This window comes from Acidiphilium acidophilum, assembly GCF_033842475.1.
GTDB classification, from domain to species: domain Bacteria; phylum Pseudomonadota; class Alphaproteobacteria; order Acetobacterales; family Acetobacteraceae; genus Acidiphilium; species Acidiphilium acidophilum.
Genome location: NZ_JAWXYB010000018.1, coordinates 1015642 through 1029394, shown reverse-complemented (window position 1 = coordinate 1029394; position 13753 = coordinate 1015642). Strand labels below are relative to the sequence as shown.

Here is a 13753-nt window from a genome sequence, read left to right as displayed (position 1 = left end):
CGCCTGTCCCACATATCGAACATGGAACCACTATTCACGCCTGCGGAAATGACCCTGATCGACCGCGCCGCCCCCGGTTGCGGCATGCCGGTCGCGACATTGATGGAAAACGCCGGCCGCGCCGTCGCCCGCCTCATCCGCCGTCACCACCATCCGTGCCGGGTGCTGGTCCTTGCCGGACCGGGCAATAACGGCGGCGACGGGTACATTGCCGCCCGTCATCTGGCCGCCGCCGGCTGGCCGGTTACCGTCGCCCCGATCACCCATTCCCATCCCGCCAGCCCCCCCGGCCAGGCCGCCGCCGCCTGGCGCGGTCCAACCGTCGCGCCCGATCTCGATCAGGTCCGCCGCGCGGATCTGGTGATCGACGCGGTTTTCGGCGCCGGCCTGTCCCGCCCGCTCGACCCCGCAGTGTCCCGCCTGCTCGATGCGGCAAAAACCCTCATCGCGATCGACATCCCGAGCGGGGTGGACGGTGCGACCGGCGCACTGCGCGGCGAGCCCGGCCATGCCGCCCGCACGATTACCTTCGTTGCGCCCAAACCCGGCCATCTCCTGCTGCCCGGCAAATCCCGCTGCGGCATCATTCACTGCGCGGATATCGGCATGCCGTCCGAGGCGATCGCGCACATCACCCCCTCGCTCTGGCGCAACACCCCGGCACTCTGGCGCATCCCCACGCCGGACCACGCCGGACATAAATACGATCGCGGCCACCTGACCATCCTCGCCGGCCCGATGTCCGGCGCCGCCATCCTCGCCGCCAATGCCGCGCGCCGCACCGGCGTCGGCCTCCTCACCCTCGCCACCCCGACACCGATCCACGGTGCCGCTCCCGGCATCATGATCCGCACCGATCCGATGGCCGGCCTGCTCGCCGATTCCCGCCGCATGACCTGGCTCTGCGGCCCCGGTCTCGGCATTGAAACCGCAGGCTCCGCCCTCGCCACCCTGATCGAAGCGCAACGCCGGATCGTCGCAGACGCTGATGCCCTGACCGCCTGCGCCAACCAGCCCGAACGCCTCGCCGGCGTTGCCGTCATCACCCCGCACGAAGGGGAATTCGCCCGGATCTTCCCTTCCCTGTCCGGCGACAAACTCGCCCGCGCCCGCACCGCCGCCGCCCGGATCGGCGCGGTCGTGGTCCTGAAAGGCGAGGATACCGTAATAGCCGCCCCCGATGGCCGGGCCGCGATCAACGACAACGCCCCGCCGAGCCTCGCGACGGCAGGCTCCGGTGACACGCTCGCCGGCATCATCGCCGGACTGCTCACCCAAAACATGCCCACCTTCGAAGCCGCCGCCGCCGGCGTCTGGTTGCATGGCGCGGCGGCCCGCTCGTGCGGCCCCGGCCTGATCGCCGAAGACCTCGCGGACGCCCTGCCCGCAATTCTTGCAAGCCTCGTTCCCACGTATCATTCCAAGCACCGCCCGAAAAATACGACTTAAGATCGTTGGCGAAACCCGATCTGTTAACCTATTCTTAGGAAATGTTGATTATCCTGATGCTCATGATCGCAGTCACCTCACTCTCAGCCTTCGCCGCCCCGATCGGGTCGAGCTTCGGCACCCCGCCTTTGCGCATGGCGCCGAGCGCCCCCGCACCCGTGCCGCAACCCCCGGCAACGACACAGCCGGTTCCATCCCCCGGTGCCACACCGCGTGGCTCGATTCTCAACATGTCGGTATAGTGCGGCTGCCTCCGTTACGCGCCGCTTGCTTTTAACTCCAACCTCGCTCATCAAGGGCGTATTCGAACTCCCGCGCGGGAGAGAGCGACGCAACCGGAACCAACCCCGGGCCTCAGCATCGCCGCCGAAGGCGCAACCGGCCCCCGGAAACGCTCAGGCACACAGGACCGCGCGGAAAAACGAATCTCTGGAAAGCCGGCGCAATCGCGCCGCACCGACGGCGTAAGGACCGGGCCAACCCCGATCCGAATCTCTCAGGTTCCGCGACAGAGGGGGGTCAGTCTGGACGGTTCTGCACCCGTCCGCTGTTCACGCGGGAGACACTCGACCCTTGGCCGATCACGAATCGCACAGTCTCGAATCGCAAAGTCTCGAATCGCACACCCACGACCCGCACATCGTGCCGCTCGATGCAATGCACCGTGCCCTCGGCGCCCGCATGGTCGATTTCGCCGGCTACGCCATGCCGGTGCAATACGAGGGCATCATCGCCGAACACCTCCATTGCCGCGCCCATGCGGCCCTGTTCGACGTCTCGCACATGGGCCAAGCCATTCTGACCGGCCCGGATGCGGCATCCGCCCTTGAGCGCGTCGTCACCGGCGACATCACCGGCCTGAAACCGGGCCGCCAGCGCTACACTCTTTTAATGAACGAAACCGGCGGCATCGTCGACGACCTGATGGTCGCCAACACCGGCGATCATCTCCTCCTCGTCCTCAATGCCGGACGCAAACATACCGACATCGCCCATATCCGCGCCCATCTCCCCCCCGGCGTCACCCTCACCCCGCAATTCGACCGCGCCCTGCTCGCCCTGCAAGGCCCCGAATCCGGTGCCATCCTGCAATCCCTGATCCCCGAAATCGCCGGAATGCGCTTCATGGACATCATCACGGTCACCAGTCTCGGTGCCCGCATGACAATCACCCGGTCCGGCTACACCGGCGAGGACGGTTTCGAAATCGGCCTCCCCGCCGAACGCGCCGAAGCCCTCGCCACCGCCCTGCTGACCGATGCACGGGTCAAACCCGCCGGCCTCGGCGCCCGCGATTCCCTCCGCCTCGAAGCCGGCCTGCCGCTCTATGGCAACGATATCGACGAAACCACCTCGCCGATCGAGGCAGGACTCGGCTTCGCCATCGCCAAGCGCCGCAAGACCACCTGGGATTTTCCCGGCGGTGCCACGGTGCGCGCCGCCTTCGAATCCGGCGCCGCCCGCAAACTCGTCGGCCTCCGCGCCGAAGGCCGCGCCCCGGTCCGCCACGGCGCCAGCCTCCACACACTCTCCGGCACACCCACCGGCATCGTCACCTCCGGCACCTTCGCCCCCAGCCTCGATGCCCCGATCGCCCTCGGCTACGTCCACCCCGACCACGCCGAGGACGGTACGCCGCTGCAAACCACCCTGCGCGGCCGCACCGTCACGCTGCACGTCGCCCCGTTGCCCTTCGTCCCCCACCGCTACGCCCGCTGAAAGGCTCCGCCATGTCCGAAACCCGCTTCACCAACGACCACGAATGGGTCAGCCTCGAAGGCGACATCGCCACGATCGGCATCACCGACCACGCGCAGACCGCCCTCGGTGACGTCGTGTTCGTCGAACTCCCGGAACCGGGCCGCCACGTCGCCGCCGCCGAGGCCTGCGCCGTGGTCGAAAGCGTCAAGGCCGCGTCGGATGTCTACGCCCCGCTCGCCGGCAGCGTCACCGAACACAACCCCGCCCTCGCCGAAGATCCCGCCCTGGTCAACAAATCCGCCGAATCCACCGCCTGGTTCTTCAAACTCCGCCTCGACGATCCCGCCGCCTTCGCCACGCTGATGACCGCAGCGGACTACCAGGCTTTCGTCCAAACCCTCTGACCCCAGGTCCGATCATGCCCGATTCGATTGCCGCGTTCGACGCCATCACCGCCGCAGACCGCTTCGCCACCCGCCATATCGGCCCCGATGACGCCGACCGCGCCGCCATGCTCCGCGCGCTCGACGCCCCCACCCTCGATGCGCTCATCCGCCGCATCATCCCCGGCGACATCCTGGCCGATCGCGATCTCGACCTTCCGGCCGCGCTCACCGAGGGCGATATCCTCGACGATCTGCGTCACTTCGCCGCGCGCAATCAGGTCAAGCGCAGCCTGATCGGTCTCGGCTACCACGGCACCGTCACGCCGCTGGTCATCCTGCGCAACGTGCTCGAAAATCCCGGCTGGTACACCGCCTACACGCCCTATCAGGCCGAAATCTCCCAGGGCCGCCTCGAAGCCCTGCTCAATTTCCAGACCATGGCCGCCGAACTGGCCGGCATGGCGATCGCCAACGCCTCCCTGCTCGACGAAGCCACCGCCGCCGCCGAAGGCGTCGCTCTCGCCCACGCCGTCCATAAAGGCCACTCCACCACCATCGCCGTCGCGTCCGATCTCCACCCGCAGACCCGCGCCGTCATCGCCACCCGTGCCGCCCCGCTCGGCTGGACCCTGACCGATATCGAGCCCGACGACGTCGCCGCCATCGCATCCACCGCGCCCTTCGCCGTGGTCCTGCAATACCCCGGTACCACCGGCGCCATCCGCGATCTCACCGCCGAAATCGCCGCCGCCCATGCCGCCGGCGCGCTCGCCATCGTCGCCGCCGACCCGCTCGCCCTCGCTCTGCTAAAACCTCCCGGCGAAATGGGGGCCGACGTCGTGGTCGGTACCACCCAGCGCTTCGGCGTTCCGATGGGATTCGGCGGCCCGCACGCCGCCTACTTCGCCACACGCGATTCCCTCAAGCGCCACATGGCCGGCCGTCTCGTCGGCGTCTCGATCGACGCCGCCGGCACCCCCGCCCTGCGCCTCGCTTTGCAAACCCGCGAGCAACACATCCGCCGCGAAAAAGCGACCTCGAACATCTGCACCGCCCAGGTCCTGCTCGCCGTCATGGCCGGATTCTACGGCGTCTGGCACGGCCCCGAAGGCCTTCGCCGCATCGCGACCCGCATCAACCTCGCCGCGCGCATCCTCGCCACCGCCAGCCGCTTCCCCCTCCGCCACCAGCATTTCTTCGACACCATCGCCCTCGAAACCGGCACCGAAACCGATGCCGTCATGGCCAGCGCCCTGCACGCCGGCTTCAACCTCCGCCGGATCGACGCAACCGGCGTCGCAATCGCGCTCGACGAAACGATCACCCGCCCCGAACTCGACACTCTCGCGACCCTGCTCGGCCCCGCACCGCAAACTGGCGAACAAACGGGCCCGATCCCCGAACCGCTCACCCGGCGCAGCCCCTACATGACCGCCCCGGTCTTCCACGCCCACCGCTCGGAGCACGAAATGCTCCGCTACCTCAAGCGCCTCGAAGACAAGGACATCGCCCTGAACCGCAGCATGATCCCGCTCGGCTCCTGCACCATGAAACTCAACGCGACCGCCGAAATGGTCCCGATCACCTGGCGCGCCTTCGCCGATATCCACCCCTTCGCCCCGCCCGATCAGACCATCGGCTACACCACCCTGATCGAACGCCTCAGCACCCATCTCGCCCGCATCACGGGCTTCGCCGCCGTCTCGCTGCAACCCAATTCCGGCGCACAGGGCGAATACGCCGGCCTGCTCAGCATCCGCGCCTGGCACCAGTCACGCGGGGATGCGCACCGCGACATCTGCCTGATCCCGTCCTCCGCCCACGGCACCAACCCCGCCTCCGCCACCATGGCCGGCTACCGCGTCGTCGTGGTCGGCTGCGACAAGTCCGGCAACATCGACCTCGCCGATCTCGATGCCAAACTCGCCCTCCACGCCGAGCGTCTCGCCGCGCTCATGATCACCTACCCCTCCACCCACGGCGTTTTCGAATCCACAATCCGCACCATCTGCGACCGCGTCCACGCCGCCGGTGGCCAGGTCTACATGGATGGTGCCAACATGAACGCCCAGGTCGGCCTCACCAGCCCCGGCGCGATCGGCGCGGATGTCTGCCACCTCAACCTGCACAAAACCTTCTGCATCCCCCACGGCGGCGGCGGCCCCGGCATCGGCCCGATCGGCGTTGCCGCCCATCTTGCCCCGCATCTGCCCAACCACCCGCTCCGCGCCGATGCCGGTCCCGCCACCGGCTACGGCCCGGTCAGCGCCGCCCCGTTCGGCAGCGCCTCGATCCTGCCGATCCCCTACGCCTATATCCGCATGATGGGCCCCGAAGGCCTGCGCGAAGCCACCTCAATCGCCATCCTCAACGCCAACTACATCGCCCACCGCCTCGCGCCCCACTACCCTATCCTCTACACCGGCACCGGCGGCATGGTCGCCCATGAATGCATCATCGACTGCCGGGGCTCTCAGTCCACCACCGGCATCCAGGTCGAAGACATCGCCAAACGCCTCCAGGATTACGGCTTTCACGCCCCCACCATGTCCTGGCCGGTCCCCGGCACCCTCATGATCGAACCCACCGAAAGCGAAACCAAAGCCGAAATCGACCGCTTCTGCGACGCCATGATCGCGATCCGCGCCGAAATCGCCGAAATCGCCGCAACCACCCTCCCCCGCGACGACAACCCCCTGAAAAACGCCCCCCATACCGCCGCCGAAATCATGGCAACCACCTGGACCCACCCCTACAGCCGCGAACAAGCCGCCTTCCCGCTCCCCTTCGTCCAGACCGCCAAATACTGGCCACCAGTCAAACGAGTCGACAACGCCTACGGCGACCGCAACCTGGTCTGCTCCTGCGCCCCGCTCACGGATTACGCGACGGCGGCAGAGTAGGGCGGGAAGTCAAGGGTAGGAAGAAAGTACTTCTTTTTTGTAAAAAAGAAGCAAAAAACTTTCTTAACCTAGGGCACGGGCGTTTTCAGGTGCGCAGTCCCAGATAACAGAAGTTTTTTTGCTTCTTTTTTTTCAAAAAAAGAAGCGCTTCCTTCCCTCGCACTCACCCCGCCGGCGGCGCGGTTTCGGTGAATGCCCGATCGGTGGCAAACTGATCGAACCACGATGCCAGTTGCGGATGGCCGGCGCGCCAGTCATCCTCGGCGAACCGGAAATCGAGATAAGCCAGCGCACATCCCACCGCGATGGTGCCGATATCCATCAGCTTACCCGGCATATCGCGTTCCAGCATGGCAAGGCTGCGCTCGACCGCCTGCTTCTGCCGCGCCATGAACGCGTCGCGCGCATCCTCGCGCGGCTTGGCGCTTTCCATCCGCCGCGCCACCGCCGCATCGAGCATCCCGTCCCCGACCGCCTGATGCCGCAGCGCCACCCACCGCGCCGCGCCGCTCGCCGGAAACAGCGGCAGCGCATCCCCCACCGTGTCGAGATATTCACAGATCACCGGACTGTCGAACAGCGCGAACCCGTCCTCCGTCACGAGGCACGGCACTTTCGAGAGCGGATTGGCGGAAACCAGCGCCGCCGGGCTTTCATGCGCATTTGTCGGAATTTTCTCGATCTGCTGATCGATGCCGCGCACGATGGCGCACGCCATCACCTTGCGAACATACGGGCTGGTGGCGGAATAGAACAGTTTCATGGCGTTGCCTGACCTTGGTTGGACCGCGAATATCGGCCTTGCCGCGCGTCATGCAAGCCCACCTCACCCGCCTTGCACCAGCTCCCACCCCGTGGTGGCGACCGTGACGAACATATCATGCATCCGCCCGGCCCGTTGATCGGCGGCATTGCCCGCGAGCGAGCGCGCATACACACCCTCCACGATCGCCGCCGAACGGAACAGCGAAAACCCCATGAAGAACCGCCAGTCGGCAATCCCGTCCCGCCCGGTCCTCGCACAATACAAATCGAGCGCCGCCGCCTCGCTCATCAACCCGAGCGATGCCAGATCGACCCCCCGATACCCCGCCATCGCCGGCCCCGATCCCGGCGGCAGATGATACGACATGCAGCAATACGCAAAATCCGCGAGCGGATGCCCCAATGTCGCCAACTCCCAGTCCAGCACCGCCGCTATCCGTGGCGCCGCCGGATCGACCACCATATTGCCGAGCCTGAAATCGCCGTGAACGATCGCGGTTTCATCCGTCGCCGGCATATGCGCCCGCAGCCACGCGATCAGTTCGGTCATCGCCGGCAAATCCCCGGTTTTCGAGGCCTCGTACTGGGTCGTCCACCGCTCGATCTGCCGCGCCACATACCGGTCCGGCCGCCCGAATCCGTCGAGCCCCGCCGCCCGATAATCCACCCGATGCAGCGCCGCGATGGTCTCGATCAACTGCGCCTGAATCGCCCCGCGCTCCTCTGGCACCAGCCCCGGCATCATCACGTCATGAAACACCCGCCCCGCGACATGGCCCATCACATAAAAGGGCGTGCCGATCACCCCGGCATCCGCGCAATAATGCAGCATCGGCGCCACCGGCACGCCCGACCCCGCCAGCGCACTTTGTATGCGGTACTCCCGGTCGATCTGATGCGCGGAGGGCAGCAATCGCCCCGGCGGCTGCTTGCGCAGCACATACCGCGCTCCCCCCGCCTCGATCAGATAGGTCGGATTGGACTGTCCGCCCTGAAACTGCCGGATCGCCATCGGGGGTTCGAATCCGGGAACATGCGCCGCCAGATACGCCCCGAGCCGCACCTCATCGAGACGATGCTGCGGCAACATGTCAACAAGCCTCGGCGCCGCCGGATCATCCATTTGCCGTTCCCTTCCTTCCCTCATCATTCCGCCCCGATCCCTACCCTGGCTGAACCAGACGCCCGCCCGGCAGCGGCTGCGCAACACCGGTCGTCCCCGGCAGCGACAGCGGCAAGCCCCGCAGCACCCGCACCGCCAGAAATCCGAAACACTGCGCCTCCAGCGCATCGCCATCCCATCCCACCGCCTCGACCGGATCGACCGGCACGGCAAACCGCCCCCGCAGCGCCGCCATGATCGCCCGATTATGCCGCCCCCCGCCTGCCACTAGCACCCGCAGCGGCGGGGCCGGCAGCGGTGCCGCGGCAATCGCCGCCGCGGTGAACGCCGCCAGCGTCGCCGCCCCGTCAGCCGCACTCAGCCCGGCGGTCGCTTCGTCCACCAGTGCTGAAAAATGCAACCGGTCGAGCGATTTCGGGATGGGCCGCCGGAAATACCCATCGCTCAGCAACCGCTCCAACCGCCGATGCTGAACCACGCCCGATGCCGCGAGTTCGCCGTCGCGATCGAACGCGGCCCCGGTATGCCGCCGCACCCAGTCATCGAGCGGCCCGTTGCCCGGCCCGGTATCGCACGCCAGAATCTCCGCATCCGCCCCGAGATAAGTGATATTCGCAACACCGCCGATATTCACGATCAGCAGCGGCTTGGCGATCCCCGCCGCCATCGCCGCATGAAATAACGGCGCGAGCGGCGCACCCTCGCCCCCCGCCGCCACATCGGCACTGCGAAAATCGAACGCGACCGGCAGCAGCGTCTTGTGCGCCAGCAACCCGGCATCCCCGATCTGCCAGGTCCGCCCCGCCGCCGGATCATGCAGAATCGTCTGTCCGTGAAACCCGATGATATCCGCCCGGCTCGCGAGCATCGCCACCGCCTCGGCATGCCGATCCGCAATCAACCGCGCCACCGCAAGCACCTCCGGATCATCCGGAGCCAATCCCGGCGCCGCATCCAGCAAGCGCCGCAACCGTATCCGCAACCCATCCTCGAACACCAGCGTCGCGGTCTTCCCGCTCCGCCCGACCACCTCCCCATCGGTCTCGATCACCGCCGCATCCACCCCATCCAGCGACGTCCCGCTCATTAACCCGATCGCAATCATCTTATCCTACACAAAACCATGTTCGGTCAGTTCCAACCATAACGACCTATGAGAGTGTAGCGACAAAAGCGATATGAGCGCATCAACACGACGCCTGCCCGATGCTCTCACCCGGCACATATCCCCGAAAATCGCTTTCCCCTGGGTTCTTCTGGGCATTCTGTCTCCGCTCTGGCTCAATTACGCGCGCTCCCTGATCAACGCCCTGATCATCGCACTCATCGGCGTCTCGCCCTGGCATGGGAGCGTGTCGCCCGCCGATCTCGGTAATGATTTCCTGGTTTTCTGGCCCGTGGGACATCTGGCCACCACGACCGATGCCGCCCGCATCTATGATCCGCCCTGGTTCTCCGCATGGCAGTCTTCGCACCTGATGCCGCATACGCCCAGCTACCTCCAGTTCTTCTATCCACCGCCGACCCTGCTTCTGACCCTGGTTACCGCTCCATTCGGCTTCATGGGCGGATTCCTGATCTGGACGCTCAGCCTGACCGGAACCGGCATCGCTCTCCTAAGGCGTGCAAGGGTACCGTGGATCATCATCGCCGCCGGTGTGCTCAGCACGGCAAATCTTTTCAACATGCTAGTCGGCCAACTCGGTTTTCTGACCGGGGCGATGTTCATCACCGGCCTCGCCTCCGTCGAAACCGCACCGGCAACATCCGGGTTCATCTTCGGCGCCCTCGTGCTGAAACCGCAGGCCGGGCTTCTTGCGCCGATCGCTCTTCTGGCGCGACGCGAGTACCGCCCCATCGTTACGGGCACCATCATGATCGCGTGTCTCTGCGCGGCGATTACCCTGATCTCCGGCTGGTCGATCTGGGGTGCCTTTCTGCTTGAGGGTATGAAAACATCGCATCAAATCCTCGTGGCGCCATTTCCAACGACGTACGAGCAGAAGGGCGCATCTGTTTTCTGGATGGTCCGCAGTCTCGGCGGCTCGGTCGGCGTGGCCGGGGTGATCCAGACGATCAGTGCAGCCGGCGCCATCGCGATCTGCTTCCACGCATGGCGCCGCCCCGTCACCGACCGCACTGCCCTGATCGCATTGACCGTCATGCTCACCCTTCTGGTCACCCCCTATGGCTATACGACCGATCTCTGCGGCGTCTCGATCATGGTCGTCTGGCTCGCCTGGGAACAGCGCAGACTGGAGTTTGCCGACGTTCTCATCTGGATGTGGCCCGCTTTGTGTCCGATCATAGCCACCAGCCTCCATATGGAACTCACGCCCCTGATCCTCCTCCTCGGTGCCATCCGCGCCTACCACCGGCTCGACGGAATTGGCACCACCGCCCCCGCGTGCTACCCCGCCTCTGTCTGAAACCGGCGGATTTCCATCATGAGTGACCCTAGCGATTTCCTGCGCGAAGCCGAAGCGCGCGGCTTCATTTTCCAGTGCACCGATATGGATGGCCTTCGCGACGCCATGCGCGCCGCCCCCGTCGCCGGCTATGTCGGGTTCGACTGCACGGCAGACAGTCTGCACGTCGGTCACATGACCCAGATCATGATGCTGCGGCTGCTTCAGAAATACGGTCACAAACCGGTCGCCGTGCTCGGCGGCGGCACCACCCGCATCGGTGACCCCTCGTTCCGCGAAGAAGCCCGCCAGCTCCTCACCGACGAGCAAATCGCCATCAACCTCGCTGGCATCCGAAAGAGTCTCGAAACATTTCTCAGCTTCGGTCACACCGGCAGCGACGCCATTCTGGTCAACAATGCCGAGTGGCTCGACAAGCTCAGCTACATCGATCTTTTGCGTGAAGTCGGCGTCCATTTCAGCGTCAACCGCATGCTGTCCTTCGATTCGGTGCGCAACCGTCTCGAACGCGAACAGGGCCTCACCTTCCTCGAATTCAACTACTCCATCCTTCAGGCGTTCGACTTCCGCGAACTCAACCGCCGCTACGGTGTCACGCTGCAAATGGGCGGATCGGACCAGTGGGGCAACATCGTCCAGGGGATCGATCTGGTCCGCCGGACCGAGACCAAACAGGTCTTCGGCCTCACCGCCCCGCTCCTCGCCACCGCCTCCGGCGTCAAAATGGGCAAAACCGCCGCCGGCGCGGTCTGGCTCTCCGCCGCAAAACGCTCGCCGTTCGACTACTGGCAGTTCTGGCGCAACACCGAGGATGCCGATGTCGGCCGCTTCCTCCGCCTGTTCACCGATCTGCCGCTCGATGAAATCGCGCGCCTGGAGTCCCTCGGCGGTGCCGAAATCAACGAGGCCAAAAAAATCCTCGCCACCGCAGCCACCACCCTCTGCCACGGTGCCGAAGCCGCCGAAGCCGCCGCCGAAACCGCCCGCCGCACGTTCGAATCCGGCGAAGCCGCCGAGGACCTGCCGGGCATCGACATCCCCCGCGCCGAGCTCGGTGCCGGCGTCCCCGCCATCGCGCTGTTCGTCCGCACCGGTCTCGCCACCAGCAACGGCGAAGCCCGCCGTCTGATCCGCGGCGGCGGTGCCCGCCTCAACGACACCCCGATCACCGACGAAGCTCAAACCGTCTCGCTCGCCGACCTGATCGATGGTGCCGCGAAACTCTCCGCCGGCCGCAAGCAGCACCGTCTGGTCCGCGCCGGATGACCGACGCGCCCTTCGTCCAGCCCGACCAGCCCACCGCCGCCGAAGCGATCGCGCACCTGCACGACGAATTATTCCTGTTCGATGACTGGATGGACCGCTACCAGTTCATCATCGAACGCGGTCAGGCCCTTCCCCTCTACCCGGACGCGCTGAAAACCGAAGACCGTCTGGTCCCCGGCTGCCAGAGCCGCGTCTGGCTCGAACCCGCCCGCCAGGATGACCGCCTGTTCTTCGCCGGCGCGTCGGACGCGCCGATCGTCGCGGGCCTCGTCGCCCTGCTGCTGGCGGTCTATTCGGGCCGCCCCGCCGCCGAAATCCGCGCCACCCCGGCAAAATTCCTCCAGGACTGGGGCCTGATCGGCGCCCTGTCCGGCAACCGCGGCAACGGCGTCGCCGCCATGGCCGCCCGAATCCAGCGTTTCGCCCAGGACGAAGCGTGACCCCCGCTTTGTCGATGGCGCGCGTCCGGGTGTAAGCAGCCTTCATGTCGCATAACAGCTTCGGCCACCTGTTCCGTGTCACCACCTGGGGCGAGAGTCACGGCCCCGCGATCGGCTGCGTGATCGATGGCGCCCCACCCCGGATTCCCCTCACCGAAGCCGACATCCAGCCCTTCCTCGACCAGCGCCGTCCCGGCCAGTCCCGCTTCACCACCCAGCGCCGCGAACCGGACGCGGTCAAAATCGTCTCCGGCGTCCATGACGGCATGACCACCGGCACACCGATCGCCCTGATCATCGAAAACACCGACCAGCGCTCCCGCGACTACGCCAACATCGCCGACCGGTTCCGCCCCGGCCACGCCGACATCGCCTATCACTGGAAATACGGCATCCGCGACCCCCGGGGCGGTGGCCGCTCCTCGGCGCGCGAAACCGCCATGCGCGTCGCCGCCGGTGCCATCGCCCGCAAAATCCTCCCCGCCACGGTCGTGATCCGCGGTGCCCTGGTGCAAATCGGCGCCCACCGCATCGACCGCTCCCGGTTCGACTGGGATGAAATCCCGCGCAACGATTTCTTCTGCCCCGATCCGGTCGCCGCAGCCGAATGGGCCACCGAACTCGACGCCATCCGCAAAGCCGGCTCCTCGATCGGCGCCGTCGTCGAAATCCAGGCAACCGGCGCCCCGCCCGGCCTCGGCGCCCCGATCTACGCCAAGCTCGATGCCGACCTCGCCAGCGCCATGATGGGGATCAACGCGGTCAAAGCCGTTGAAATCGGCGACGGTTTCGCCGCAGCCGCCCTGCGCGGCGAACAGAACGCCGATGAAATGCGAATGAACCCGGATGGCAGCGTCGCCTTCCTCGCCAACCATGCCGGCGGCATCCTCGGCGGCATTTCAACGGGCCAGCCGATCATCGTGCGCTTCGCGGTCAAACCGACCAGTTCGATCCTCACCGAAGTCGCCGGCGTCGATTCCGAAGGCCGCGAAACCCCGATCCAGACCAAAGGCCGCCACGACCCCTGCGTCGGCATCCGTGCCGTGCCGGTCGGCGAAGCGATGATGGCCTGCGTGCTGGCCGACCATTTCCTCCGCCACCGCGCCCAATGCGGCAGTTTCACCCCCGCTTCGCTCCCGCTGCCGACCAATATCACAACTTTGTGATATCGCTGCCGCAATCAATCCGCTACAATCTGCGTATCATGGACATGTTGCGCACCAAGGCCACCGAGACATCGGTCCCGCGTTCCCCCGCCCCACGATCCGCGGCACAGCGTTGCCGGGATATC

Annotated in this window: 12 protein-coding genes and 1 riboswitch; of the genes, 8 read left to right on the top strand and 4 right to left on the bottom strand. The window is 66.3% G+C overall.

The genetic code is table 11. The features are described 5' to 3' along the window. The first annotated feature begins 21 nt into the window (after positions 1 to 21). Positions 22 to 1449: an NAD(P)H-hydrate dehydratase gene (locus SIL87_RS07590; protein WP_319613573.1), complete on the top strand. Its 1428-nt coding sequence runs from the start codon at positions 22 to 24 to the stop codon at positions 1447 to 1449. A gap of 34 nt (positions 1450 to 1483) precedes the next feature. Here SIL87_RS07590 and SIL87_RS07585 read toward each other — a convergent pair whose 3' ends face one another. After that, entirely contained in the window at positions 1484 to 1681 is a 198-nt protein-coding gene (locus tag SIL87_RS07585) for a hypothetical protein (protein ID WP_319613572.1), read from the bottom strand. Between the two features lie 75 nt (positions 1682 to 1756). Beyond that, positions 1757 to 1871: riboswitch (glycine riboswitch) on the top strand. Positions 1872 to 2088: 217 nt separating this feature from the next. Between SIL87_RS07585 and gcvT the strand changes: the two genes are divergently transcribed. The 3 genes from gcvT to gcvP are packed head-to-tail and all read left to right on the top strand — an operon-like array spanning position 2089 to position 6439. Further along, positions 2089 to 3168 (top strand): glycine cleavage system aminomethyltransferase GcvT, encoded by a 1080-nt coding sequence (gene gcvT, locus SIL87_RS07580; protein WP_319615929.1) that lies wholly within the window; start codon positions 2089 to 2091, stop codon positions 3166 to 3168. A gap of 11 nt (positions 3169 to 3179) precedes the next feature. Continuing rightward, entirely contained in the window at positions 3180 to 3554 is a 375-nt protein-coding gene (gcvH, locus tag SIL87_RS07575) for a glycine cleavage system protein GcvH (RefSeq protein ID WP_319613571.1), read from the top strand. Between the two features lie 14 nt (positions 3555 to 3568). Next, complete coding sequence (gcvP, locus tag SIL87_RS07570; RefSeq protein WP_319613570.1) at positions 3569 to 6439, top strand: aminomethyl-transferring glycine dehydrogenase; 2871 nt, start codon at positions 3569 to 3571, stop codon at positions 6437 to 6439. Between the two features lie 163 nt (positions 6440 to 6602). Here gcvP and SIL87_RS07565 read toward each other — a convergent pair whose 3' ends face one another. From SIL87_RS07565 to SIL87_RS07555, 3 genes are all read right to left on the bottom strand, one after another. Continuing rightward, positions 6603 to 7202, bottom strand: a complete 600-nt coding sequence (locus SIL87_RS07565; protein WP_319613569.1) for a glutathione S-transferase N-terminal domain-containing protein — start codon at positions 7200 to 7202, stop codon at positions 6603 to 6605. A 63-nt stretch (positions 7203 to 7265) separates the two neighbouring features. Continuing rightward, positions 7266 to 8327, bottom strand: coding sequence for a phosphotransferase family protein (locus SIL87_RS07560; protein WP_319613568.1), 1062 nt, complete (start codon positions 8325 to 8327; stop codon positions 7266 to 7268). A gap of 40 nt (positions 8328 to 8367) precedes the next feature. Beyond that, the gene (locus SIL87_RS07555; RefSeq protein WP_319613567.1) at positions 8368 to 9432 is read right to left on the bottom strand and encodes an anhydro-N-acetylmuramic acid kinase; all 1065 of its coding nucleotides are present in this window, start codon (positions 9430 to 9432) and stop codon (positions 8368 to 8370) included. 73 nt (positions 9433 to 9505) lie between these two features. Between SIL87_RS07555 and SIL87_RS07550 the strand changes: the two genes are divergently transcribed. The 4 genes from SIL87_RS07550 to aroC are packed head-to-tail and all read left to right on the top strand — an operon-like array spanning position 9506 to position 13628. Further along, positions 9506 to 10756, top strand: coding sequence for a glycosyltransferase family 87 protein (locus tag SIL87_RS07550; RefSeq protein ID WP_319613566.1), 1251 nt, complete (start codon positions 9506 to 9508; stop codon positions 10754 to 10756). 18 nt (positions 10757 to 10774) lie between these two features. Continuing rightward, positions 10775 to 12022: a tyrosine--tRNA ligase gene (gene tyrS, locus SIL87_RS07545; RefSeq protein ID WP_319613565.1), complete on the top strand. Its 1248-nt coding sequence runs from the start codon at positions 10775 to 10777 to the stop codon at positions 12020 to 12022. Then, complete coding sequence (locus SIL87_RS07540; RefSeq protein WP_319613564.1) at positions 12019 to 12462, top strand: SufE family protein; 444 nt, start codon at positions 12019 to 12021, stop codon at positions 12460 to 12462. Before tyrS ends, SIL87_RS07540 begins: the two co-directional genes overlap by 4 nt. Positions 12463 to 12506: 44 nt before the next feature. Further along, complete coding sequence (aroC, locus tag SIL87_RS07535; RefSeq protein ID WP_319613563.1) at positions 12507 to 13628, top strand: chorismate synthase; 1122 nt, start codon at positions 12507 to 12509, stop codon at positions 13626 to 13628. The last annotated feature ends 125 nt before the right edge of the window (positions 13629 to 13753 follow it).

What these genes read in the sequence shown, in the direction of transcription:
- SIL87_RS07590 (WP_319613573.1), top strand. Translation starts at nt 22, where the DNA reads ATGGAACCACTATTCACGCCTGCGGAAATGACCCTGATCGACCGCGCC.
- SIL87_RS07585 (WP_319613572.1), bottom strand. Translation starts at nt 1,681, where the DNA reads ATGTTGAGAATCGAGCCACGCGGTGTGGCACCGGGGGATGGAACCGGC.
- gcvH (WP_319613571.1), top strand. Translation starts at nt 3,180, where the DNA reads ATGTCCGAAACCCGCTTCACCAACGACCACGAATGGGTCAGCCTCGAA.
- gcvP (WP_319613570.1), top strand. Translation starts at nt 3,569, where the DNA reads ATGCCCGATTCGATTGCCGCGTTCGACGCCATCACCGCCGCAGACCGC.
- SIL87_RS07565 (WP_319613569.1), bottom strand. Translation starts at nt 7,202, where the DNA reads ATGAAACTGTTCTATTCCGCCACCAGCCCGTATGTTCGCAAGGTGATG.
- SIL87_RS07560 (WP_319613568.1), bottom strand. Translation starts at nt 8,327, where the DNA reads ATGGATGATCCGGCGGCGCCGAGGCTTGTTGACATGTTGCCGCAGCAT.
- SIL87_RS07555 (WP_319613567.1), bottom strand. Translation starts at nt 9,432, where the DNA reads ATGATTGCGATCGGGTTAATGAGCGGGACGTCGCTGGATGGGGTGGAT.
- SIL87_RS07550 (WP_319613566.1), top strand. Translation starts at nt 9,506, where the DNA reads ATGAGCGCATCAACACGACGCCTGCCCGATGCTCTCACCCGGCACATA.
- tyrS (WP_319613565.1), top strand. Translation starts at nt 10,775, where the DNA reads ATGAGTGACCCTAGCGATTTCCTGCGCGAAGCCGAAGCGCGCGGCTTC.
- SIL87_RS07540 (WP_319613564.1), top strand. Translation starts at nt 12,019, where the DNA reads ATGACCGACGCGCCCTTCGTCCAGCCCGACCAGCCCACCGCCGCCGAA.
- aroC (WP_319613563.1), top strand. Translation starts at nt 12,507, where the DNA reads ATGTCGCATAACAGCTTCGGCCACCTGTTCCGTGTCACCACCTGGGGC.